At 65.9% G+C, this 22,885-nt stretch carries 15 protein-coding genes and 2 pseudogenes; 5 read left to right on the top strand and 12 right to left on the bottom strand.

The features are described from left to right. Together AC27KI_RS07805 and AC27KI_RS07800 are read right to left on the bottom strand one after the other, a co-directional pair. Window positions 1-362 (bottom strand): annotated as a pseudogene (locus tag AC27KI_RS07805) (hypothetical protein); the annotation flags it as partial. Window positions 363-551: 189 nt separating this feature from the next. Continuing rightward, entirely contained in the window at window positions 552-1,523 is a 972-nt protein-coding gene (locus AC27KI_RS07800) for a LysR substrate-binding domain-containing protein (RefSeq protein WP_317356609.1), read from the bottom strand. 152 nt (window positions 1,524-1,675) lie between these two features. Here AC27KI_RS07800 and AC27KI_RS07795 point away from each other — a divergent pair, with 152 nt between their 5' ends. Further along, window positions 1,676-2,431, top strand: coding sequence for a sulfite exporter TauE/SafE family protein (locus tag AC27KI_RS07795; protein ID WP_317356606.1), 756 nt, complete (start codon window positions 1,676-1,678; stop codon window positions 2,429-2,431). A gap of 48 nt (window positions 2,432-2,479) precedes the next feature. Here the strand turns inward: AC27KI_RS07795 and AC27KI_RS07790 are convergent, their stop codons facing one another. The 5 genes from AC27KI_RS07790 to AC27KI_RS07770 all read right to left on the bottom strand — a co-directional run bounded on the left by AC27KI_RS07790 (window position 2,480) and on the right by AC27KI_RS07770 (window position 13,567). Beyond that, complete coding sequence (locus AC27KI_RS07790) at window positions 2,480-3,574, bottom strand: BMP family ABC transporter substrate-binding protein (protein WP_317356603.1); 1,095 nt, start codon at window positions 3,572-3,574, stop codon at window positions 2,480-2,482. Between the two features lie 595 nt (window positions 3,575-4,169). Next, entirely contained in the window at window positions 4,170-4,472 is a 303-nt protein-coding gene (locus AC27KI_RS07785; protein WP_487113306.1) for a hypothetical protein, read from the bottom strand. Between the two features lie 184 nt (window positions 4,473-4,656). Then, window positions 4,657-4,923 carry a hypothetical protein gene (locus tag AC27KI_RS07780; RefSeq protein WP_487113304.1) on the bottom strand — a complete coding sequence of 89 codons (267 nt, stop codon included), beginning with the start codon at window positions 4,921-4,923 and terminating at the stop codon, window positions 4,657-4,659. 242 nt (window positions 4,924-5,165) lie between these two features. Further along, a complete protein-coding gene (locus tag AC27KI_RS07775) occupies window positions 5,166-8,288 on the bottom strand; it encodes a transglutaminase-like domain-containing protein (protein ID WP_487113302.1) in 3,123 nt (1,040 codons plus the stop codon). Between the two features lie 68 nt (window positions 8,289-8,356). Further along, window positions 8,357-13,567, bottom strand: a complete 5,211-nt coding sequence (locus AC27KI_RS07770; RefSeq protein ID WP_487113300.1) for a carboxypeptidase regulatory-like domain-containing protein — start codon at window positions 13,565-13,567, stop codon at window positions 8,357-8,359. Between the two features lie 675 nt (window positions 13,568-14,242). Here AC27KI_RS07770 and AC27KI_RS07765 point away from each other — a divergent pair. Beyond that, window positions 14,243-15,001: an SDR family NAD(P)-dependent oxidoreductase gene (locus AC27KI_RS07765; protein WP_317358886.1), complete on the top strand. Its 759-nt coding sequence runs from the start codon at window positions 14,243-14,245 to the stop codon at window positions 14,999-15,001. 126 nt (window positions 15,002-15,127) lie between these two features. Then, window positions 15,128-16,111 carry a Bug family tripartite tricarboxylate transporter substrate binding protein gene (locus tag AC27KI_RS07760; RefSeq protein ID WP_487113298.1) on the top strand — a complete coding sequence of 328 codons (984 nt, stop codon included), beginning with the start codon at window positions 15,128-15,130 and terminating at the stop codon, window positions 16,109-16,111. Window positions 16,112-16,236: 125 nt separating this feature from the next. Here AC27KI_RS07760 and AC27KI_RS07755 read toward each other — a convergent pair whose 3' ends face one another. Next, on the bottom strand, window positions 16,237-16,674 hold the full coding sequence (locus tag AC27KI_RS07755) for a universal stress protein (RefSeq protein ID WP_272552433.1): 438 nt from the start codon (window positions 16,672-16,674) through the stop codon (window positions 16,237-16,239). A 135-nt stretch (window positions 16,675-16,809) separates the two neighbouring features. Further along, entirely contained in the window at window positions 16,810-17,559 is a 750-nt protein-coding gene (locus tag AC27KI_RS07750; protein WP_487089931.1) for a 2OG-Fe dioxygenase family protein, read from the bottom strand. Between the two features lie 120 nt (window positions 17,560-17,679). Between AC27KI_RS07750 and AC27KI_RS07745 the strand changes: the two genes are divergently transcribed. Beyond that, window positions 17,680-18,063 (top strand): PilZ domain-containing protein, encoded by a 384-nt coding sequence (locus tag AC27KI_RS07745; RefSeq protein ID WP_487089932.1) that lies wholly within the window; start codon window positions 17,680-17,682, stop codon window positions 18,061-18,063. A gap of 15 nt (window positions 18,064-18,078) precedes the next feature. Here the strand turns inward: AC27KI_RS07745 and AC27KI_RS07740 are convergent, their stop codons facing one another. After that, on the bottom strand, window positions 18,079-19,782 hold the full coding sequence (locus AC27KI_RS07740; RefSeq protein WP_487089933.1) for a long-chain fatty acid--CoA ligase: 1,704 nt from the start codon (window positions 19,780-19,782) through the stop codon (window positions 18,079-18,081). A 349-nt stretch (window positions 19,783-20,131) separates the two neighbouring features. Between AC27KI_RS07740 and AC27KI_RS07735 the strand changes: the two genes are divergently transcribed. Beyond that, window positions 20,132-21,139 carry a D-2-hydroxyacid dehydrogenase family protein gene (locus tag AC27KI_RS07735; protein WP_284412378.1) on the top strand — a complete coding sequence of 336 codons (1,008 nt, stop codon included), beginning with the start codon at window positions 20,132-20,134 and terminating at the stop codon, window positions 21,137-21,139. A 133-nt stretch (window positions 21,140-21,272) separates the two neighbouring features. Here AC27KI_RS07735 and AC27KI_RS07730 read toward each other — a convergent pair whose 3' ends face one another. Together AC27KI_RS07730 and AC27KI_RS07725 are read right to left on the bottom strand one after the other, a co-directional pair. Beyond that, window positions 21,273-22,403: a branched-chain amino acid ABC transporter substrate-binding protein gene (locus AC27KI_RS07730; RefSeq protein ID WP_272563750.1), complete on the bottom strand. Its 1,131-nt coding sequence runs from the start codon at window positions 22,401-22,403 to the stop codon at window positions 21,273-21,275. 160 nt (window positions 22,404-22,563) lie between these two features. Continuing rightward, window positions 22,564-22,885: pseudogene (locus AC27KI_RS07725) on the bottom strand (hypothetical protein); the annotation flags it as partial.

Below are 22,885 nucleotides of genomic sequence, written 5' to 3'. Positions count from 1 at the left end.
GCCCGCCACGTCCCAACCTGGGAGGTGAGCGTCAGCACCAGCTCGCGCGCCGTCTTCGCCGAGGCGATGCGGTGCAGGGCCACACCCGGCAGATGCCGGCGTGCCTCCACGTCGCCCAGGCGGCGGCCCGGCGCCTGGGGCCCGTCCGCCGCGCTGGCCACCTGCAGGGCGTCCAGGCTGTCGCAGATCCCCAGGCCGCCGGCCGGCACCGCCTCCCAGCCATCGGCGGCCAGCCGATGGGCCAAGCCCATGCCCTGGGCGTCCGCGGCCTCGACCGACCGGGCAGGCAGGAATTTCGGCTCCCGGGCCAGGGCTTGCTGTGGAACGGCGCCCACAGGCGCTGCCGTGATGAACATTCGCATCGACCTTCTCCCCTTGGTTTTTTCTGAACCCGCCGCGCGCCGCGGCCGGCGCATCGCGCGCCTGGCGGGCATGTCGGTGGCATTACAGCAATGCCCGGGGCGCCTGGAAACTATCCCTTCGGGTAGTTGCCAGACCGGCGCAGATGAAACCCAGGCCAGCAAGGAGCCCAGTGAGCGGCGTGCACGGTGCTATGCCGCGTCGCCAGCCTGCGCTGCCGCCTGCCGGGCGCAGACCGCGCGCAGCGCCGCCACGAACAGCGATTGCTCTTCGTAGCGCGCGCCCTCGGTCCGCTGGAACAGCGTGATGGGCGGCAGCGTCCAGCCGAAGCAGTGGGCGACGATGCCCACGCCTGCGATGCGGGCCAGTTCCTCCGCGATGTCGGCGGGCACGATGGACACCGCTTTTTCGTTGGCCGCGATCAGCTCGCCGATGAGCTTGGACGACAGGCTCTCGACGAACGGCGCGGGCGGCGCCACCCCCGCGCGCAGGAAGAAATCGGTGATCTGCTCGCGCATGGGCGTCTGGCGGGCGCCCAGAATCCACTCCAGCCGGGCCAGTTCCTGCCAGGCCAGGGGCTGGCGCCCCAGCCGGGCGGCGAGGCGGCGGTGGGTGATGAGGCGGGGCTCCTGGTGGTAGAGCACCTCATGCTCCAGCCCCTGCATGTCGAGCACGGCCGATGCACGGCCGATCACGCAGTCCAGTTCGTGCTGGCGCAGGCGCTCCAGCAGGCGGTCGCTGGTGCCTTCGTGGATGGTCACGGTCACCTGCAGGCCCTGCGGCCGCGTCTGGCCGATGGCGGCCGCCAGCAGCCGCCCGGACACGAAAGGGATCACGCCCACCTGCAGGTGCGCGGCGCGGCCCAGGCCCACGGCCTCGATGTCGCGCACCCAATGGCCCAGGTCCTCCAGCATCGCCCGGGCCCGGGCGATGACCAGCTCCCCCAGCGCCGTGGGCGCCATGCCGCGCGCGGAACGGTGGAACAGCGCGCCGCCGAACATGGATTCCAGCTCGGCCAGCGCGTGCGTGACGGCCGGCTGGCTGGTCGCCATGCGGTGCGACACGCGGGTCAGCGACCCGTGTTCCGCAATCATGCGCAGCAGCACCAGGTGGCGCATCTTGAGCCGCGACGCGAGCCGGGCCTCCATCTCGGCAGGGGTCATCGAACGCTCCCAAAGCCATATCCATTGGCTTATGGGGCAATACTAAATGAGAAAGATTGGCTCATGCGGCTCCCCCACAATCGCAGCCCATGCGGCGGCGGCCCTGCGGGGCCGGACGCCTTCCAATCCAAAAAAAGGGGGAAAAGCGCGCAATGGAAACGATCTACTGGGTGGTGGGCATCGGGGCCGTGGTGGCCGGGTTCGTGCAGGGGCTGTCGGGGTTCGCGTTCGGCATGGTGGCCATGTCGTTCTGGGCCTGGACGCTGGAGCCGCGACTGGCGGCGGCGCTGGCGGTGTTCGGGGCGCTCACCGGGCAGATCGTCGCGGCGGTGTCGGTGCGCCGCGGCTTCGACGTGCGCACGCTGGCGCCATTCGTGCTGGGTGGTCTGCTGGGCATTCCGCTGGGCGTGGCCTTGCTGCCACGGCTGGACATGGTGTGGTTCAAGACGCTGCTGGGCGCCCTGCTGGTGCTGTGGTGCCCGACCATGCTGATGGCCAAGCGCCTGCCGCGCATCCGCTCGGGTGGCCGCGTGGCCGATGGCGTCGTGGGGCTGGCCGGCGGCGTGATGGGCGGCATCGGCGGATTCACCGGCACGCTGCCCACGCTGTGGTGCACCCTGCGCGGCTACGAGAAGGACCAGCAGCGCGCCGTGATCCAGAATTTCAACCTGTCGATGCTGCTGGTCACCATGGGCACCTACCTGGGCACCGGCATGGTCACGCGGGACATGCTGCCCTTCTTCGCCATCGTGGCGCCGGCGATGCTGGTGCCCACGCTGCTCGGCACGCGGCTGTACATCGGGCTGAGCGACGCGGCATTCCGGCAGATCGTGCTGGGCCTGCTCACGGCATCGGGCGTGGCCTTGCTGGCCTCGTCGCTGCCGCAGCTGGTGGCGCGCCACCTGTAGCGGCCGAAAGAGAGGACGGCCCCTCGCCAAGGCCCCTCTCCGCCCTTTTCAGCGCTGCACGCCCTCGACGAGCCAGTTCATCTGCAGGATCTGCGCATCGCCGAGGGTCTGGCCCGCGGCGATGACCTCGCGGCCGGTGTTGTCGCGCACGGGCGTCGCGCCCGCGCGGAACGGGTGGAAGCGCCCCTTGGCGATGTCTTCTTGGCGGGCCAGCACCTCGGCCTTCACGGCCGGCGGCACCTTGCTGCCGAAGCCCTCGACGCGGATCATGCCCTCGCGCACGCCGCCCCAGAGGTTGCCGCTTTTCCACGTGCCCTGCGCCACGGCGCGCACGCGTTCGGTGTAGTAGCCGCCCCACTGGTGCGTGACGGCGAGGATCTGCGCGTCCGGCCCCATTCGGCGCATGTCGGAGTGGTAGCCGATCGCGAGCTTGCCGCGCTCCTGGGCCGCGGCCATCACCGCCGTGGAGCCGGTGTGGAAGGCCACCACGTCCACGTTCTGGTTGAACAGCGCCATGGCCGCATCGCGCTCCTTGGGCGGGTCGAACCACACGTCCAGCCACACGAGCTTGACCGTGGCCTGGGGGTTGACCGAGCGCAGGCCCAGCGTGAACGCATTGATGCCCTGCAGCACCTCGGGGATGGGAAAGCCGGCCACGTAGCCCGCCACGTTGGTGCGCGTCATGCGCCCGGCGGCGACGCCGGCCAGGTAGCGGCCCTCGTAGTAACGGGCGTTGGCCGTGGCCACGTTGGGCGCGGTCTGGTAGCCGGTGATGGATTCGAACTTCACCCCGGGATAGTCCCGCGCCACCCGCAGCGTGGGCTCCATGTAGCCGAAGCTGGGCGTGAAGATGATCTGGTGGCCCGTGGCCGCCAAGTCGCGGATGACGCGCTCGGCGTCCGCGCCCTCGGCCACGTTCTCCACGAACGTGGTGCGCACGCGGTCGCCCAAGGCGGCCTCGACGGCCTTGCGGCCCTCGTCGTGCTGTCGCGTCCAGCCCGCTTCGGTGATGGGCGAGACGTAGACGAAGCCGGCCTTCACCACGGCCGGGGGGACGGTCTGGGCGGTGTGGCTGGTTTGGGAAAAGGCGGGGGAAAGCCAACAGCAAGCGGCCACGAGCGTGGCTGCGAGGTTTTTGTACATGGTGGTCCTCTACATGGTCCCGGGGGATGGAAACGCGAAAGGCGGCCGGGACAGCCGCCTTTCGGGGAGCGCGATTGTAGTCAGCCGGCCCGCCCCGCGTGCCGGCAGGGCCATGCGGGCGGGCGCCCTGCGGCCGCCCGGGCCGAGGGCTAGAAGGGCCGCCATTCACCGACCAGGAGCGAAAAGTGCCTCCAGCGCAATTAGAACTATGGCATGCCGCTATATTTTCAATAGCAAAAATTCACTTCGGAGAATGCCACTTTTCTCACCACGCCCCAGCTGTAGGTCGGCTGGGCTACGGCATGGAACAAGCCGTAGGACAGGCCCGGGGCTTCAACCATCCCGGCTTGGTTCTGGCTCAGACGGTTGTGGCTTTCTGCTGCAGCTCACCAGCTCCAGATGGTGGCTGGTGAGCAGGTTGCCGCTGGAGAATTCGAATTTTTCAATAATTCACGACGTTTGCCACAATTTTAATTAAAGAAAAATCTTACAAAACCAACAACAATACACAGAAAAATAAAAATAACGCATCCGAACAAGAGTCCCGAGGCGTCTTTTTTTACAACTTCCCACAGGAATTTAAGCAACTTCACCTTCAGCCCAATCCAATAATTCTGCGAGTTAACCGAGATTCACCAGGGGATGAAAAGGCACCATAAGCTGATAGCATCGCCAGAAACCCACTTATAAACACAGCACCTAGAAACAAGGTGCTGCTTAAAAGTGCAAAAGCCATCAGCATTGCAGCAAATGTTAACAGCCCAGTGTAAAAACTTAAATCAGATGATGGATCAATCAAACATCCCAGGAAAAAGTTTAATGCCGAAAATCCTCCAGTCACCCATAACGCAGAAGCTCCTGCAAGCAGCGGGGAAAATATAGAAAAGAACGCAAACAATATAACAAATACGAAAAAAGAATAACACCACCATTACTCCCCCTCAATGGTGTAGGCCCCCGCCCCCGTAGCCGGATCAATCTGGATATACCCAGCCCCCGTCCACCCACTCTCTGTGATCGGGCTCTCGTGGATAGTCACCTCATACCCCGCATCCAGCGACTGTTGCACCCGGCTCTGTGTGTCATGGCTGTGCGCCGACAACGCCGTGTTCACGATGCCCGGATTGTCGTTGTAGACCTTCTGCGTGATGGTGTAGATCCTCTGCCACGGCATCGGTATCGGCATCGATCGCCGCCAGGAGTGCGCTGATCTGAGTCTGGTCTGCCTCGTTGGCCTGGTCAGCGGTCGGGGCGGCCTTTGCTGTTTGATTCCCGGCGTTGCCAAGCCTGGCGGTCGGGGCAGGCTGCCGGTCGGTCCGGGCTTTGACTTCTCTGAGCAGTTCGTGCACCCGTGTGAGATTGCGGCTCGTGCGCACAGCCGCCAGCGCGCCTGTGCCTACCAAAATTCAAAGAATAATTATTTTACTCATTCTTGGAAGAAATAAATCGCTCATAAATAAGCAACACCAACCATACCAAAGCGCTTAGAAAAATTTGCAAATGAACATTTGCGACAAAAGACACAACAAGCCATATAAGAACAATCGCCAATATTATAGCGAAACATCTTTTTGCGGTAAGGGTCATAAAATCAAGAGAGAACAACATTGAGATAGCTAAACAAAACAAATAGCACCACGCCAACAATTGGGCCGCCCCATATCGCCGCTAGTCCTGCAGACATTTCTCCGTGGGCTAAATTGGCCAAAAAAGCCCTAAAATCATTTTTATCCAGTTGCATAGCAAGAATAAGCTGCAACACACCAAGAAGCACAAGTAAAACCGCGGTCAAATAGCTCGCAAACAACAAGAAAAAAGGAAGCAATACAAAATACAAACCAACAGCCAACAAAAGTCCCCCTATTACCAATACAATCCACCCTCCATTAGCCCCGCCCTCAATCGTATATGCTCCCGCCCCCGTAGCCGGATCAATCTGGATATACCCAGCCCCCGTCCACCCACTCTCTGTGATGGGTCGTTCATGGATAGTCACCTCATACCCCGCATCCAGCGACCGCTGCACCCGACTCTGTGTGTCATGGCTGTGCGCCGACAACGCCGTGTTCACGATGCCCAGGTTGTCGTTGTAGACCTTCTGCGTGATGGTGTAGATCCTCTGCCCCTGCGATGCCGCAATCCCCAGGGCCTTGACGGCGCTGATGCCTTGCGGGCAGTCCGGCAGGCCTGGCGTGGAGTTGGTATTTCCTTGCAGGTTGCATTTCTGCGGGTCATTGAAGAACCGCTCGGGCACCGCATGCTCCAGCGCACTCATGTACTGGCCCCTCAGCCGGTTGTGGGCCACCCACTTCCTGTCGTCGTTGTCCTTGGCCCAGCTGACGTTCCGGATGTGCCCGATATCGATGTTCACCCCAGGGAACGTTACCTTTCTCACGACGCCCCAGCTATAGGTCGGCTGGGCCACGGCATGGAACAGGCCGTAGGACAGGCCGGGGTTTTCAACCATCCCGGCCTGGTTCTGGCTCAGGCGGTTGTGGCTTTCGGCTGCCGCAAACCAGCTCCAGATGGTGGCGGTGAGCAGGTCTCCGGAGATTTGTTCGCCGGTGAGGTTCTGTACGTTGTTGGCCTGTAGCTGGGTTTTGGTGTTCTCCAGCCTCGTCTTGAGGCTGTCCAGTTGCCTCGCGCTGATCCCTCCCGCGCTGATGCCGATGGCCGTGGCCTGCCCCGCCACGTGGCTTTGGTCGGGCGTGATGTCCCATTGCGTGGGGTCGTACAACTGGGTGAACCCGCCCTGGCCTTGCAGGTCGCTGCCCATCGTGACCGCGCTGGCGCTTTGGGCCACCACCTGCCCATCCAGGCTGATTTGCGGTTTGAGCCGGATCAGGTAGCCCGGCAGGCTCGTGGGCAGTTCACCGGGCTGGATGGGGCTGCCGTCAGCGTGCGGCTTGGGCAGGAAACTCGCGATCAGGTCCGACGTGGCCTGGTCCGCAGGCACATAGCTCAAGATGAGGCGTTTGCCCGCCAGTTGGCTGGTGGGGGCCCCGTAGCTCAACAGTTCATTGCCCCAGCCGTCGCTCAAGCGGTAGCTGAACTGGTGCTGCAGGCCGCTGGGGACGGCGGCGCTTTGCTGGCCGAGCTGGATGACGGCCAGGGGGGTGACGCCCGCCAGCACGCTGTGCACGGTCTGGGGGATGATCTTTTTGCCGATGACGTCGCCGACTGTGGCGTTGGGCTTTTGGGTGTCGATGTAGGTTTTGAGCTGGTTCTGGTACGCAGTCAGCTGGCTTTGGATGGCGGCCTGGTTGAGGTTTTGTACCCAGCCTTCTTGTTCGTTGACGGTGGCTCCGCTTTGTGCGGCGTTGAGCAGGGCCTGGGCGTCCAGGGGGACGGCGGTTTGCAGGTCCATGCCCGCGGCATAGGCGTATTGCTTGACGCTGGCATCCAGGGCCACCCAGGCGTTCAGGGGGCCGTTGGGGTTGACGTGCTGGGTGGGGGTGGCGTTGCGGTGGCCGCGCCCGGGCGCCCAGTTCACATAGGCCTGCACCCATGCGTGTTCGAAGCGGATGCTCTGGACCGTCCCGCCCTGCACGCTGCCCCGCGCTGCAATGCCGCCCTGGTTCATGAGTTGCAAAACGGCCTGTGCGCTGGAGGCGCCACCCACCCAGTTCATGGCCTGCACGGCGGGGATTTCCACCGAGCCGAATTGATAGCGTGCAGGAATACCGGCTGCGCGAAGGAGCGCGATCTGCAGGCTGGCGATGTCGATGGCATTGCCGCGCTGCTTGTCCAGGGTGTCCTGCGCGCTCTGGATCGCTCCCCAGGTCGGGACCCATTCGATGGTGTTGCGCACCCAGTTCTGGATGGCAACGGGGTTGTTGCCCAGTTCCTGGGCCTTGGCGCGGACGGCGGCCGTGAGGGTGACTTCCGATGTTTCCGCCAAATCCTCGGGCGTGGGCGCTTGTCCGGGCTCGGGCGGGATGGTGAACTGCAGACCGAGGCTGTTTCCCCCGCCTGCCTGCGCCAGCTTCACCTGCTGCTTGCCATGCAGGTTCTGGAACCACGCGGTCTGGTTCCCGGCCGGCGGACGTTGATTGGGCTGCGGCGACCTCCAGGGTAATTTGCCAGGGTCTACCGTTGCATGGGCACGGGCAGCCGGATACCGCTGGAAGTAGGCGTCCAGGGCCGCCAACGCGGCCACCCCGGGTGCCTGTCGCCAGGCACGAATCAATTCGCGCAGTTCACCGGCACGCTTTTCCAGTTCCACCTGGGCCTGGTCGTGGCGGGCGAGGATCTCCGCGCTCACGCCCTGTGCCTGGAGTTGCTGGCGCACCGAGGCAAAGTCGGCCAACACGGCATCGGTATCGGCATCGATCGCCGCCAGGAGTGCGCTGATCTGAGCCTGGTCTGCCTCGTTGGCCTGGTCAGCAGTCGGGGCGGCCTTTGCTGTTTGATTCCCGGCGTTGCCAAGCCTGGCGGTCGGGGCAGGCTGCCGGTCGGTCCGGGCTTTGACTTCTCTGAGCAGTTCGTGCACCCGGGTGAGATTGCGGCTGGTGCGCTCGGTCGCCAGCGCGCCCGGCGGCTGCGCCGCACGCGCTTGCTCCAGTTTGGCCTGCTCGATGCGTTGCTGCCATTGGGCCAGGCGCTTTATTTGCTGCTGGGCGGCGGGAGGGGCGGCAGGGGGGCCTTCCTGGGCCAGCACGCTCAAGGGTTGGAGCGCCAATGCCAGTTGCGCCGCCATCACGGTGCGGGCCACGGGAAGCAGCCAGGGGTGCCATGCGGTTCGGGTGTTATGGGGTGCACTCATGCTCGGGGTCGCATCGTTCATTGTTCGTTTTGCAGGGAAGCGTGCGGGGGCAAGCGGCGCCGCGCGATGCCATGGGCCGTTGCGGGCATCAGGAAAAGCAGCGCGATCAGCCATTGCCAATCGAGAGGCACCGGCTGGATCTCGACAGGCGGCTGCCCGCCCGGGGCCATGAGCGTGAGGGTGGCTTGCGCCAGAGGTTGCTCGTTCCCTGCAATCTCGATGGTGGCGGCCACCGGCAGCACGCTGCCCGCGGTGCCTGCCGCGACCCAGTTCCAGCTGTACTGTCCACCCGCACCCACGGGCAATTGCACGCCGGTTTGGGTGAAGACAGCGATGGGCGTGCCGCTGGCGGGATCCAGTACGCGCACGCGCACAGTAGCCCCCGCGATGGCCGAGTTGCCGTTGTTGGTCAGACTCAACTGCAGTGCCGATGAGGCGCCGACGATCACGGAAGCGGGGGCCGCACTGAGCTGGCCCGTGATGCCCACACCGCTTTGCAAGGCGTCCTGAACCACGAAGCTGGTGGTGCTGGACGCCAGTTCGACGTCTGCAAGGCCCGCCAGAACGTTCGACTTGGCGCCCATGGCCATTCGGGTGCTCTGGTAGCTGGCCGAGCCGAAGAGCTGGATGCGCACCTGGTAGGTGCCCGGCACCAGGCTGCCGGCCTTGAGGTAGTAGCCGTACTTGCGCTGGCTGCGCGGACTGGCCTGGGCGATGTCCTCGGCATGGACGAGCACGACCTGCCCATCGGGCGCGATGACCTGCGTGATGGCACGCAGGTTTTCCTGCAGCAAATTGGCACTGAGATTGGCAACCCGCGAGTCGATGAACACGGTGTGCGCAGCGCTGTAGCGGCTGCGGTCCGTACTTGCGCGGGCGCTGTTGAGGCTGTTGTCTACCGCTCCTACCCCGGCACCCGCTTTCACGGCAAAGGGAGCGCTTGCACTGCCATAGACCAGGCCCTGAGAGGTGACGAGTTCCGCCCGGACCTGATAGTCGCCGGCGAGCACGGCAGCCACCGACCAAGGTGCCCGCACCTGATCGGTGGTCGCCGGTTGCAGTTGGGCGGCCGTGCCGAGCGGCAACACGTCCACGGACTGGCCGGCCACATCCAGCACCGTCAGCCGCACGAGCGCGTCGCGGGCAAAGCTGCCCGCGTTGTGCACCATCGCTGTGAAGCTGGCAGTGTCCGCCTCGGCGTAGATTGGCTTGTCCGTGGCCACCGAGACAACCAGGTGGGTCGCGATGGCCCCCAGGTCGGCCGCTGCCACGTTGTTGCCGCGGTCGAAGTCCGAGAGGGTGTGCCTGCCCGTGCCATCGTCGTCGGCGACGATCCAAACGGTGCCCATGGCACTGAGTTGGGCCAAAGGCCGGGCGGGAACAATCGCCAGATCTTCGTAGGCGCCCGTTGGCAGCACGCTTTGCGTGACGCCTTGCGCCACCAGGGCCTGCGCCGCTGGCTGGCCCAGGGCGGGGTCGGTGTTGTAGACGGCGACCGGGGTGCCCGCGGGCACCTTGTAGGAACCGGCATTGCCCACACGCACGATGATCTGCGAAAGCGGCTGCGCTCCCTTGTCCACCACGCGCACATAGCTGGCCGTGATGTCAGCGACCGCCCGGGGGTCCGCATCCATGCGCCGGTTCAGCCGGAAGGTGTTGTGGCTCTTCCAGCTGGGCTCGGGGTCGCGGGGAACGCTCAGGTCATCGTTGATGTGGTTGATGCTGTACGCGTGCTGATTCCAGAGGGTGCGCGTGGGCACCCATGCGTTGTTGACATCTTCGAAAGCCCGAACGCCGTGGAAACGCGCTGTCGCATTGATGAGCCAACCGAAGTCGTTGGCCACCACCAGCATGTCCGAATGCCCATCGGCGTCCACATCGACGACCAAGGGATATTCCAAGGTCGTGTCCGATGTGTTTGGCTGCTCCCAGAGCACCTCGCCTGTCGGGCCCTTGAAGACGCGCAGCTTGATTTCATCGGCATAGAGCACTTCGGCCACCCCGTCGCCGTCGAAGTCGAAGACGGTCGAACCCGTGATCTGCGAAGACCAGTCCTGCGATGCCTTGCTCCACAGCAGCGATCCATCGCCCCGGAATACGGAATACGCGTTGGAGCCCGCCACGCCGATTTCCGGGATGCCGTCGCCATCCATGTCGGCAATGGTGGGCGGGCCGCCTGTTCCTCCGCCGGGTAGCGCGGTCGTCCAACGGACCTGCCCGTCCGCACCGATGAGCGAGATCTGGCCCGAATGAACGATGGCAATGGATGGTTGCCGGCTTGAATCGAAGGAGGCAACGGCGGTGTATCCATCCATGGGGGCCTGCCACACCAGCGTTCCATCGGCGGAATAGAGCGCGCCTCCGAAAATCACGTTGGCATTGCCGTGCCCCTGGATGTCGGCCGCGATGGGGATGGAAAAACCCCCGTTTCGTTCATAGGAAGTGCCGACATACGGACCATTGGCACGCCACTTGGTGGTGCCGTCGAAGTTCAGGACGGTGAGACCGAAAATGATTTCCGGCTTTCCGTCGCGATCGATGTCTGCCACGTACGGCGCCCCCCACGGAGGAGAGCCGGAACTGGCAACGGTCACATCGGAAACCCACCACCGCTCGCCGGTGTGGCGGAAGGCCACGACGCGGTAGTCCCGAGTGATGGCGATGATCTCCGGTTTCCCATCGCCGTCGAGGTCCGCCAGCGCCAAGTTGGCAATCGCGGAAATGGAGTCGTCCCGGATGGACAACAGGTGCGAGCCGGTCTTGCCATCGACGACACGGATCGTCGCTGCGTTGTTGTACCCCAGCGATGCCGAGAACGACGTGAACGCCACGGCCGGCATGTCATCCTCATCCAGGCGCCCGTCGCCGTTGGTATCGACGATGCGCCCGACAACCGGCGCCATCATGACCTGGTTGTAATCGGGGTACGGCGAGTTGCTCCCATCCCAGTGCCACTTGAGTTTGGGCGAGAACGCTGCGGCCGAGGGAGTGAACAGCACATCTTGCGCGCTGGATCGCACGTTGTTGAGCTTGCTGCTCTCAGGAATGGTCCCTGCGGGATCAACGATCACATGGATCGGTGCATCGCGGAAAGGCAGCATGCCCGCCACCACGATCTCGAGTGTTTGGGACTGCCCCGAAGCCAGCGCCGCCGGCAGCGTTGCCTGACCGAGCACGGCGTCCGTGCCCGGGTTGTATTCGCCATTACCCTCCATGTCCAGGAAAGCGAGCAACGGGACGCTCGCCGGGGCCGGCTGTGTGCCTGCGTTGCGTATCTGCACCTGCAGCGCACCAAGAACGCGCAACGTCTGCGGGTCGGTCTGCAAGGTGTGGCGCCTGACGGCCTGCACCTGCAGGTCCACGGCCAGCGCTGCTGTTTGCGGGGGACGCAAGCGCAGTTGTCCCAGGTCGCTGTTCTGTGCAGGCTGCAGCAAGTAGCCAGCCGTGACGCCCTCATAGCCTGCGGCCGTCACAGCGAGCTGCGCCGCGGCTCCGTCCAGCCCGCCGAGTGCGAAGCGGCCATCGACCTGGCTCGCCGTGGTGCGCACGATGCCGGTGGTGGTCGTGGCGGACAGCTGCGCCGCTGCAATAGGCTGGCCGGTTCGCGCGTCCAGCACGATACCGCTGAGGCCAGCGCCGTTGGCCTCTGGCGGGCTTTGGCTGCCCGCATGGAGCCTGGGGGAATACTGAACCGCCGTGTTGCTCTGTGAACTACAGGAGAGTCGGGTGTTGGCCTCGGCAGAGCTGTAGCCTGCTTGGCTGACGCTGATGCGTGTGTCGCCTGAAACCAGGCCAGCCAACACATAGGTGCCATCGGCATCCGTGAGTGTCGTGCCGGTATTGGCGCCGCTCAGAGCCACGGTGGCTCCGGCAACAGGCGTTGTGTCGGCAGCGTTGGTGACGCGGCCAGTGATGCGGCAGTCGGTGGTGCTGCCCGAACCGCCAGGCTGGCTGGGCACCAGGCCGGGGGAAAAGTCCAGGGTTTGCCCGGCCAATGCGTTGGCCTGGCCGGAGGCGTCGTAGTAGCCGGCCTTGCGGGCGATCACGCTGACGTTGCCGGGTGCGACACTGCTGATCAGGTAACGGCCTGCCGCGTCGGTGGTGGCGCTCAGCGATTGAGCAGCCACCGTGACGGTCACTGCACTCAGAGGCATTCCGCTGGCAGTGTCTTTGACGATCCCGCTGATGACCGCGGTGGCGCTGTTGCCTGGCACCAGCATCTGGAGGGTACCCAGGTCCGTCACAAGGCCCGCGCGCAATGTGGCCGATGTCTGGACGGTGCTGTAGCCGGAGGTACTGGCAGTGAGGGTGTAGGCGCCAGGAACCAGTCCCGTCAGGTGAATCTGGCCCGAACTATCGCTCAATCCAAGGATGCCGCTGCTTGCCGGACCCGTGAGCTGCACTCCAGGGATGGGAATGCCATTGCGCGCGTCCACAAACTGCACACGCAGCGCGGCCTGAGCCGGGTTGATGGCAGGGCGCTCGGCCAATGCAAGCGCGCGCAGGGCCAGTGCCGTGGTCCAGGGATCGTTGTTGCCCCACGCCCCGCTGGAGCTTTGCGCTGCCAGCAACCATGCCTTTACGGATGGGCCCATGGTCGGCAGAGCGCCGCTGTAGGGGTGCACGGCTTCATAGATGAGCGCGGTGATGCCGGCATCGGACTGCCAATGTCCGGCCGGGTTGGCTTGGCCCAGCAAATAAGCGGCTGCTCTGTCGGCGATGGCGGCCGCGACCACGGAGCGCTGACGGTGTTCCTGCAGACCACGCAGCACGATGGCCGTGCTCAGCAGATCACCAACGCCACCCACGGTGAAGCTGCCGTTGGCGGCCTGTTGCTGTTGCAGCCAAACCAGGGTGGGCGCAGCCTGGGTCTCGCTCCATTGGCCAGCCAGTGCTTGCAGTGCCCAGCCCGTATCCAGCGCATTGGTCCCGCTGAGGCTGTCATACATGGCGAAGCCGCCGGAGACCGAGCGCCGGCTTTGAAGTTCGGGGGTCCGTGGAATCTGGCTTTGTTGCTGCTGCAACCATTGGGTGCATGCCAGCACCTCCGTCGCAGTCTCGGCCAATGGCGCTGCATCCAGCGCGGCTGTCAGCGATGCAGCTTTGGCGAGATCGGAAAATTCCAGCAGCGTCCGGGCTGCTTCACATTGGCTCTGGAGCGCAGTGGCAGAACTGGAGGCGCTGGCCAGTTGGCCGGTCGCCTGCACCTGGGTCTGAAGCCATGCCAAGCCACTGGCAGTGCCTGACCAAGCCAGCCCGCAACATGTCGATATCAGAGCAAAGCACAGCCAATACCGCACGGCTCTGGCCGCGCGGTCGATTCCCGTCACACACATTGGAGATCCTCTTGTCTCTCACCATGCGCATGAAAAGCGTCGCCGGTCGACCCTGAGCCAACCACCTCCCCCAATCGCAGATGCAGAGTCGTTGCAATTTTTTTATTGCGGCGGATGCTAGCCATAACGATTGCAATCATCTGTGACAAATTGTTGTTGACACCTATTCGCGACAAAGCATCGCTTTCTGTTTACCACCTCCCATGACGATGGAATGCCCAGATGCCTCAATCATTGGCTTTCACGATATCCAGGGCGATGCGCAGCCACGCAGAGGCAATCTTCTGGTCACTACATGCCGGCTCGATTCAAGCGACAACCTTTGCAGAACCAAAGCGCCACCGCGTTTCGGGCCACCGCGGCCCAAGAGCCATTGAAACGCAAAGGGCGGCCGGGGCCCGAGGGCTGTGCGGGCCGCCCTTCACCGATGGGGGTGAAAAGTGCCTCCAGCGCAATTGGAACTAGGGCATATCGCTATATTTTTAATAGCGTGCTGGGCCGCGGAAACCGGCGCGCCCTCGAAGCCCCCGCCGGCCACGCCCGCAGTCCACGCAGTACCATCGCCGGATGCCAAAACACCTCACGATATTGACCGGCGCCTCGCGCGGCATGGGCCTGGCGATGGCCCGCCAGCTGCTGCAGCCCGGCCACGCGCTGCTCACCCTGTCCCGCAACGCCCATCCCGAGCTCGCCGCAGAAGCCGCGCAGGCCGGCGCCACGCTCGAGCAGTGGGAGCAGGACCTGTCCCAGGGCCTGCACGCCGCGGCCCGCCTGCGCACCTGGCTGGCCAACGTGCCGGCCGGCGAGTACGCCAGCGCCACCCTCATCAACAACGCCGGCGTGGTGCCGCGCATCGCACCGCTCTCGGGCAGCGACCCGGCCGACCTGGCGCACGCGCTGCGCGTCGGGCTGGAGGCCCCGATGCAGCTGAGCGGCGCCTTCCTGGGCGCCACCGAGAACTGGCCGGTGCCGCGCAAGGTGCTGAACATATCATCGGGCCTGGGGCGCCGCGCGATGGCCTCGCAGGCCGCCTATTGCGCCGCCAAGGCGGGCATGGACCACTTCACCCGCTGCCTGGCGCTGGACGAGGCCGCCAAGCCGAACGGCGCCAAGGTGTGCTCGCTCGCGCCCGGCGTGATCGACACCGACATGCAGGCCCACTTGCGCGATGCGAGCGCCGCCGACTTCCCTGACGTGCAGAACTTCGCCAACCTCAAGTCGGGCGGCCAGCTCACCTCGCCCGCCGATGCGGCGGCGCGCGTGCTGGCCTGGCTGGAGCGTGCCGACTTCGGCGAAACGCCCGTGGCCGACGTGCGCGACGCCTGAGGGCCACCCCCGTGCAAACGCTATGCTTTCAATAGCAATATGCCCTAGATAATATTGCGCTGAAGGCCTTTTTTGCCTTGCATCGACTGGCTTGAACTTCCCCCGCAAAAAATGGAGACACGACCGATGATCCGCAGCCTGCTTTCCTTCACCGCGCTCGCCCTGGCGCTGGGCGCCACCGCCCAGGCGCAGACGCCCCCTCCCGCCGCCACCTACCCCACCAAGCCGGTGCGCCTGATCGTGCCCTTCCCGCCCGGCGGCGGCACCGACATCCTCTCGCGCCTGGTGGCCACCAAGCTGACCGAGGTGACCAAGTGGACCGTGGTGCCCGACAACCGCGCGGGCGCCGGCGGCACCATCGGCATCACCGAGGCCGTGAAGGCCGCCCCCACCGGCTACGACCTGGTGATGGGCCAGAAGGACAACCTGGTCGTCGCGCCCTGGCTCTACAAGAACCTGCCCTGGGACCCGACCAAGGACCTGATCGCCGTGGCCCACGTGGCCTACACGCCGGTGATCATCGCCACCGGCGCCAACTCCCGCTTCAAGACCCTGGCCGACGTGGTGGCCGCCGCCCGCGCCGAACCCGGCAAGATCACCTACGGCTCGCCCGGCAACGGCACCACCATCCACCTGGCCGGCGACCTGTTCGAGAAGGCCGCAGGCATCAAGCTGAGCCACATTCCATACAAGGGCTCCAACCCCGCGCTGATGGACGCGCTGGCGGGCAACGTGGACCTGCTGGTGTCCTCCGTGCCCTCGGCGATGGGCCAGATCAAGTCGGGCAAGCTGCGCCCGCTGGCCGTCACCTCGGCCAAGCGCAGCTCGTCGCTGCCCGACGTGCCCACCGTGGCCGAGTCGGGCTACAAGGGCTTCGACGTGAGTTCGTGGTACGGCATCTTCGCGCCGGCCGGCACGCCCGCCAACGTGGTGACCACGGTGAACGCCGAGGTCAACAAGCTGCTGGCCTCGCCCGAGATGCAGGCCGCCATCCAGGCCCAGGGCGCCGAGCCCGAGTCGCTGTCGGCTGCGCAGTTCTCCACGCTGCTCAAGACCGACTACGCGAAGTGGAAGGGCATCGTGGAAGCCTCCGGCGCGAAGATCGAATAGGTGCGGCACGGGCCTTGTGCCCCCTGCTGCCTGCAGGCAACGCGCCCCATGCAAAACGGCTCCCGAGGGAGCCGTTTTGCTTTGAGGGCCGGGTCAACGCCGGCCCCCATGGCATCGACTGGCGATCAGTCGCGCACCACCAGCACGGGCACGTGCACCGCGCCCAGCACGCGCTGCGTCACGCTGCCCAGCACCAGCTTTTCCAGGCCGCGGCGGCCATGCGAGCCCATCACGATCAGGTCGGCCTGGCTGGTCTCCAGCGCACGCAGGATGCCGTCGTGCACCGCATGGCCCTCGCCCACCACCGCCGTCACCGGCACGCCGGCTTCCTGCATGGCCTTCTTGACGCCGTCCAGCGCCACGTTGGCCTCGGCCGTCGCAGCGCTCAGGTACTGCGACTGGCCATAGGCAAAGTCCGCGCCCACACCCGTGAACGGGTACGGGTCCACCACGTACACCGCGGTCACGGCCGCACCGAACGCCTTGGCCAGGCCGGCGGCCTTGGATACGGCGGTCATGGAGGTCGGCGAGCCGTCCACGGGAATCAGGATGTGCTTGAACATGGTTACTTCTCCTTCGGTTGATGGATCAGGCAGGGCCTGGGCCGGGGGGATCGCCTGCGCGATCCGTGCCCGCGTCAGGCCCCAGTGTCGCGGCGACCGGTTGGCCGGCCGTTGATCCGCATCAAGTCATGGCCTTCAGGCCGGCGCGTCCTGGAAGCCTCCGCGCCGGCAGGTCACGACCAGCGTGTCGCGGAAACCACCGTCGGCCAGCGGCTGGATGGGCGTGGTCTCGTGGATCATGCGCGCATCGTCCAGCAGCATCAGCGACCAGGGCTCGCTGAGCGTGAAGCGCTGCCCGCTGGGCCCGGACGCTTCGAATATACGCGTCTCGCCGCCCTTGACCCGCTCGCGGCCGACGAGGAAAACCGCCACCAGGTCCACGCCGTCGCGGTGCGCGCCCTCGGGCGTGGGCCGGCCGATGCCGTCGGTGGTGTCGATGCGGAACTGGTGCGCCTCGACGAACCAGCGCTCGGGCTGCGTGGCCAGGGCCTGCTGCGACACGCGGGCCAGCGCGGTGATCAATTGCCGCCACGCCGGGCGCGCCACGGTGGTGTCCAGCATCGGCGCGAACATCCGCTGCATGCCGCCGTGCAGCGCGTTGTATTCCACCGGCTGCCAGTGCGCGCGGTGGGGCACCGCCTGCACGCTGTCGCCATCGGCGACGAAGCTCGCGTGGCGGCGGCGGCGGTACCGCCCGCCGTCCTTCAGGAACTCATCGGGCGGCAGGCCGCTCCAGTCGGCGTGCAGCGCCTGGAGCTCGCCCAGCGGGCAACCGATCCACGCCGCGGTGTCGGCAGGCCGCAGCACGGCATAGCCGGCGCTGCGCAGATGGCTTGCCACTTGGTCCGGTGGCAGGTACGGAGGGGAGAAGGTGATGTGCGCCATAGGCGGCCAAGCTTAACCCGGCCCGCCCCTGGAACCTGGCGCAAAAGTGCCAGCCATCCGCTGGCGGCATCACCACCGTGCAGTAGCATGGCGGGGCCTTCGCCATTCCAGGAATCCGCCATGCCCCATGAACGCCGCCACTACGTCCGTGTGGCTTTCGATGCACCCGCGCTGCTCACCACCGGCCTGGGCACGTTCGACGTGCAGGTGCTGGACCTGTCGCTGCAAGGCGCGCTGCTCGCCCTGGGTGCGGAGCCCGCGGCCACCCGACTGCCAGCCGGCGCGCCGTGCCAGTTGGTGATTGCCTTGTCGGCCGACAACGACCACATCGCCATGACCGGCGACATCGTGCACATCGAAGGCCCGCATGCCGGCCTGCAGTGCCGCACGATGGACCTGGACAGCGTGACCCACCTGCGCCGCGTGATCGAGCTGCAGCTGGGCGATCCCGCCCTGCTGGAGCGGGACCTGGCGGAGCTCATTGCCGCGCACGCGGCGCAATAGGCGCGGCGCTGCCCGTCAGGCGGCGGCAGGGCTGGCCAGCTCGGCCTCCTGCAAGGCCCGCCACATCACCTTGCCGCTGCCGCTCTTGGGCAGCGCGTCCACCAGTTGCACCACGCGGGGCACCTTGTACACGGCCATGTGGTCGCGGCACCAGGCGATGATGTCTTCGCCGGTCACCTGCCCGCGGTGCTCCTGGCGCAGCACCACCACGGCCTTGACCGTTTCGCCGCGGTAGCTGTCGCGCGCGGCGATGATGCAGGCCTCCTGGATCGCCGGGTGGCGGAACATGAGCGCCTCCACCTCGGCCGGCCAGACCTTGAAGCCGCTGGCGTTGATCATCCGCTTGAGCCGGTCGGTCAGGAAGAAATACCCCTCGTCGTCCACCCGCCCCAGATCGCCCGAGCGGAAGAACCGCTTGCCGTCCAGGTCGATGAAGGCCGAGGCCGTGGGCCCGGGCAGCTTCCAGTAGCCGCTGAAAACACCCGGGCCGTGGATCACGATCTCGCCCTGCTCGCCGGCGGGCAGCTCCTTCCGCGTGTCGGGGTCGATGATGCGGGCATCGGTGCTGATGAACGGAATGCCCAGGCACTGCTGCTTGGGGTGGTCCGGGGGGTTGGTGTGCGACGGCGCGGCGGTCTCGGTGAGGCCGTAGCCCTCGGTGTAGCGCAGGCCGTACTGCTCGAACAGCCGCTGCGCCACCGCCTGCGGCATGGCCGCGCCGCCGCCGCCGATGTACACCAGGCTGGACAGGTCGTACTGGCCGAAGTTCGGGCTGCCCATGAGGTCGATCACCATCGTGGGAATGTTGGTCCAGTTGCTCACGCGGTAGCGGGAGATGAGCCGCCCGGCCAGGTCCCGGTCCCAGCGCGGCATGAGCACCAGGGTGGCCCCCACGTAGATGCAGGAGTGCATCACGCTGACCATGCCGGTGATGTGGAACATGGGCACGACGGCCAGCGTCACGCTCTCGGGCGTGGCGGTGCCCCACAGGCTGCTGGCCACCGCGTTGTGCATGAGGCTGCGGTGCGGGTGCATGCAGCCCTTGGGCAGGCCGGTGGTGCCGCTGGTGTAGGGCAGCACGGCCAGGTCTTCGGGCCCGACCGTGAGATCCGGGGCGGGCGCCGTGCAGGCCAGCGCATCCGTCCAGGCATGCACCTGGCCGCCGGCCAGGACCGGCAGCGGGTGGCGAGTGCAGAGCCAGTCGCGCCACGCCGGCGGAATCGCGTCGGCGCCGGCCTCCTCGGGCGAGAACGCATCGGTGAACTGCGCCACCACCAGGTGGGCCAGGCCCGCGCCAGGCGCCAGCGCATCGCTGGCCTGCACCAGCTCGGGGGCCAGGTCGGCCGTGGTGATGGCCACGCGTGCGTCGGGGTCGGTGATGTAGTGGGTGAGTTCCTGCGCCCGGTTCATCGGATTGACCGGCACGACGACCGCGTTGGCCCGCAGGATGGCGAAGTGCGCCAGCACCAGTTGCGGACAGTTCTGCATGCACAGCAACACGCGGTCGCCCTGCCGCACGCCCAGGGCATGCAGGTGCGCTGCCATCCGCTCGGCACCGTCGGCGAGCGCGCGGTAGGTCAGCGTGCGCCCGAAGAACACCAGTGCCGGCTTGTCCGGGTAGCGGCGGGCGCTGATCGCCAGGTTGTCCCAGAGGGAAGTGGCGGGCGGCGTGAGCGCGTGCGGCAGGCGGCGGGGCCAGAAGGCGTGGTGGGCAGGCATGGGCGATTCGGTTCCTTTCGCTTGCAGCCTAGTGACCTGCCCCGGGCCCGGCATCGGGGATGCCCCCTACGGCCGGTCGCGTGGGCGACCCGGTCTGCCCATGGCCCGCCGAGGTGCGGCAATGGTGCCAGGACGGAGACTTTTGTAACCGCGTGTCCCGCACCGGCCCTTTGAGCGGGCTTGCGCGGCGACGCGGCCGCGCGCATCAACGACAATGTGCGGCTGGGCCAAGCGCCCTGCCCCGCCGGCACCGCCCGGGCCCGGCAGGCCGCGCGGCACGATTCTTTCGATTTCTGCGGCAGGGCCCCCCACAGGCCCTGCCCCGCAGCTTGCGGGTTTTACGGACAACATGAACATTGTCATTCTCGACGACTACCAGGACGCAGTGCGCAAGCTGCATTGCGCCGCACGCCTGGACCCCTACAACGCCAAGGTGTACACCAACACCGTCAAGGGGCTGGGCCAGCTTTCGGTGCGCCTGAAGGACGCGGACATCATCGTGCTGGTGCGCGAACGCACCCACATCTCGCGCCAGCTGGTCGAAAAGCTGCCGCGCCTCAAACTCATCGCGCAGACCGGCAAGATCGGCCCGCACGTGGACGTGGCGGCCTGCACCGAGCGCGGCATCGCGGTCGCCGAAGGCGTGGGATCGCCGGTGGCGCCGGCCGAACTGACCTGGGCGCTCATCATGGCCGCGATGCGCCGCCTGCCCCAGTACATCTCCAACCTCAAGCATGGCGCCTGGCAGCAGTCGGGCCTGCGCGCGGCATCGATGCCGCCCAACTTCGGCGTTGGCACCGTGCTGCGGGGCAAGACGCTGGGCCTGTGGGGCTATGGGCGCATCGGGCAGATCGTCGCCGGCTACGGCCGGGCCTTCGGCATGAACGTGCGGGTGTGGGGCCGCGAGGCCTCGCGCGCCCAGGCCCTGAGCGACGGGCTGCAGGTGGCGACCACGCGCGAGGAGTTCTTTGCCCAGTGCGACGTCATCTCGCTGCACCTGCGCCTGAACGACGAGACGCGCGGAATCATCCGGCTGGAAGACCTGTCGTGCATGAAGCCCACCGCGCTGCTGGTGAACACCTCGCGCGCCGAACTGATCGAGGCCGATGCCCTGATCGCCGCCCTGAACCGCGGCCGCCCCGGCATGGCCGCCGTGGACGTGTTCGAGAGCGAGCCCATCCTGCAGGGCCATGCCCTGCTGCGGCTGGAGAACTGCATCTGCACGCCGCACATCGGCTACGTGGAACAGGACAGCTACGAGCTGTACTTCGGGGCCGCGTTCGACAACGTCGTCAACTACATCCGGGGCACGCCCACCAACATCGTGAACCCAGGCGCTCTGCAGGTCCGGCGCTGAAGAGCCCATCCCCCGGCCACACCGGAATCGAGCGCGGCCCGTTTCAGCCGCACCATGAAAAAAGGCCTCCGAACCGGAGGCCTTTTGCTTGGCGTGGACCACCGGTCTTTCAACCGGCGGTGCCGCTGCGCGCTCAGTTCAGAGGCGTCTTCTTGCCGTCCTTGTACACATACAGGGTGATGGCGGGGTTCTTCAGTTCGCCATTGGGCTCGAAGGCGATGTTGGCCGTCACGCCCTTGTAGTTGGACTTTTGCAGTTCAGGGATGTAGACCTTCGGATCCCACGAGTTGGCACGCTTCATGGCATCGACCAGCAGCATGGTGGCGTCGTAGGTGTAGGGGCTGTACACCTGGAACTGGTTGGGGTACTTGGCGTCGTACTTGGCGCGCCATGCGGTGCCGCCAGGCATCTTGGCCAGCGAAGCGCCGCCTTCGGCGCAGACCACGTTGTTCAGCGTCTTGGCGCCGGCGGCCAGCTTGGCCACTTCAGCGGTACAGATGCCGTCGCCACCGAAGTACTTCACGTTGCCCATGCCCAGCTGTTCCATCTGGCGCAGCATGGGGCCGGCTTGGGGGTCCATGCCGCCGTAGAACACCGCATCGGGGTTCTTGGACTTGATGGCCGTCAGGATGGCCATGAAGTCGGTGGCCTTGTCGGTCGTGAACTGCTCGTCCACCACCTTCATGCCCTTGGCCGCTGCCGTCTTCTTGAACACGTCGGCAACGCCTTGGCCGTAGGCCGTGCGGTCATCGACGATGGCCACGGTCTTGAGCTTCAGCGTGTCGGCCGCGTAGAACGCCAGGCCAGCGCCCAGGGCGTTGTCGTTGGCGATGATGCGGAACGTCGTCTTGTAGCCTGGCTTGGTCAGGTTGGGGTTGGTGGCGGCGCCGGTGACGTGGGGAATGCCGCAGTCGTTGTACACCTTGGAGGCGGGGATGGTCGTGCCGGAATTCAAATGGCCCACCACGCCAGCAACCTTTGCATCGCACAGCTTCTGTGCGGCGGCGGTGCCTTGCTTCGGATCTGCAGCATCGTCTTCCGCCTGCAGTTCGAACTTGATCTTCTTGCCGCCAATCGTGACGCCTTGGGCATTCAGTTCTTCAACTGCCATGCGGGCGCCGTTTTCGTTGTCCTTGCCGTAGTGGGCTTGTGGGCCGGAAACCGGTCCCACGTGACCGATCTTGACCACCTGCTCTTGTGCAGAGGCCGCGCCGGCAAAAGCCGCGATAGCGGCAACCACGGTCAGTTTCAACTTCAGTTGCATATGAATCTCCATTAAGGGGTGAGCGCTGAGAAATATTGTTGTGTCTCAACGCCGGAAACATATCGCAATTTATGGGCCAGATCACTAGGGAACACGATGACATGCGGCAGAAACCACAGGGGAATACCCTGTCACTGACCCACCGCACCCCCGAAGGAGGTCAAACGGAGGACGCTCCGGGGTGTCCAGCCAGCTCCTCGGCCACGGCTTCGTACACCGCATGGCGCACCACCGACTCCACTTCTTCGCGCAGCCGGGGCACCATGGAGCGGGTCTGCTCCATGACCACGGTGGCGATCGCCTCGCGCAGCCGCTGGTCCAGCACCACGTCGACGCGCTGCATGACACGGTGGATCACCACCTCTTCGATGTCCTTCAGCCCGGCAGCCGGCAGGGCCAAGTCCATGGGCGCGGGGGCCGGCAAAGGCGCGGGGGTGTGGGCCGCCGCCGGGGGAACGGGCGGCGTGGCAGACCGCGCCATT

The organism is Acidovorax sp. KPB24-03, from assembly GCF_057546605.1.
The sequence above is the reverse complement of the archived record's forward strand: the minus strand, read 5'-3'. Positions and strand labels throughout refer to the sequence as shown.

Excerpts from the sequence above, each read along its gene's own strand:
- AC27KI_RS07800 (WP_317356609.1), bottom strand. The coding sequence starts at position 1,523 with ATGACCCCTGCCGAGATGGAGGCCCGGCTCGCGTCGCGGCTCAAGATG.
- AC27KI_RS07795 (WP_317356606.1), top strand. The coding sequence starts at position 1,676 with ATGGAAACGATCTACTGGGTGGTGGGCATCGGGGCCGTGGTGGCCGGG.
- AC27KI_RS07790 (WP_317356603.1), bottom strand. The coding sequence starts at position 3,574 with ATGTACAAAAACCTCGCAGCCACGCTCGTGGCCGCTTGCTGTTGGCTT.
- AC27KI_RS07765 (WP_317358886.1), top strand. The coding sequence starts at position 14,243 with ATGCCAAAACACCTCACGATATTGACCGGCGCCTCGCGCGGCATGGGC.
- AC27KI_RS07760 (WP_487113298.1), top strand. The coding sequence starts at position 15,128 with ATGATCCGCAGCCTGCTTTCCTTCACCGCGCTCGCCCTGGCGCTGGGC.
- AC27KI_RS07755 (WP_272552433.1), bottom strand. The coding sequence starts at position 16,674 with ATGTTCAAGCACATCCTGATTCCCGTGGACGGCTCGCCGACCTCCATG.
- AC27KI_RS07750 (WP_487089931.1), bottom strand. The coding sequence starts at position 17,559 with ATGGCGCACATCACCTTCTCCCCTCCGTACCTGCCACCGGACCAAGTG.
- AC27KI_RS07745 (WP_487089932.1), top strand. The coding sequence starts at position 17,680 with ATGCCCCATGAACGCCGCCACTACGTCCGTGTGGCTTTCGATGCACCC.
- AC27KI_RS07740 (WP_487089933.1), bottom strand. The coding sequence starts at position 19,782 with ATGCCTGCCCACCACGCCTTCTGGCCCCGCCGCCTGCCGCACGCGCTC.
- AC27KI_RS07735 (WP_284412378.1), top strand. The coding sequence starts at position 20,132 with ATGAACATTGTCATTCTCGACGACTACCAGGACGCAGTGCGCAAGCTG.
- AC27KI_RS07730 (WP_272563750.1), bottom strand. The coding sequence starts at position 22,403 with ATGCAACTGAAGTTGAAACTGACCGTGGTTGCCGCTATCGCGGCTTTT.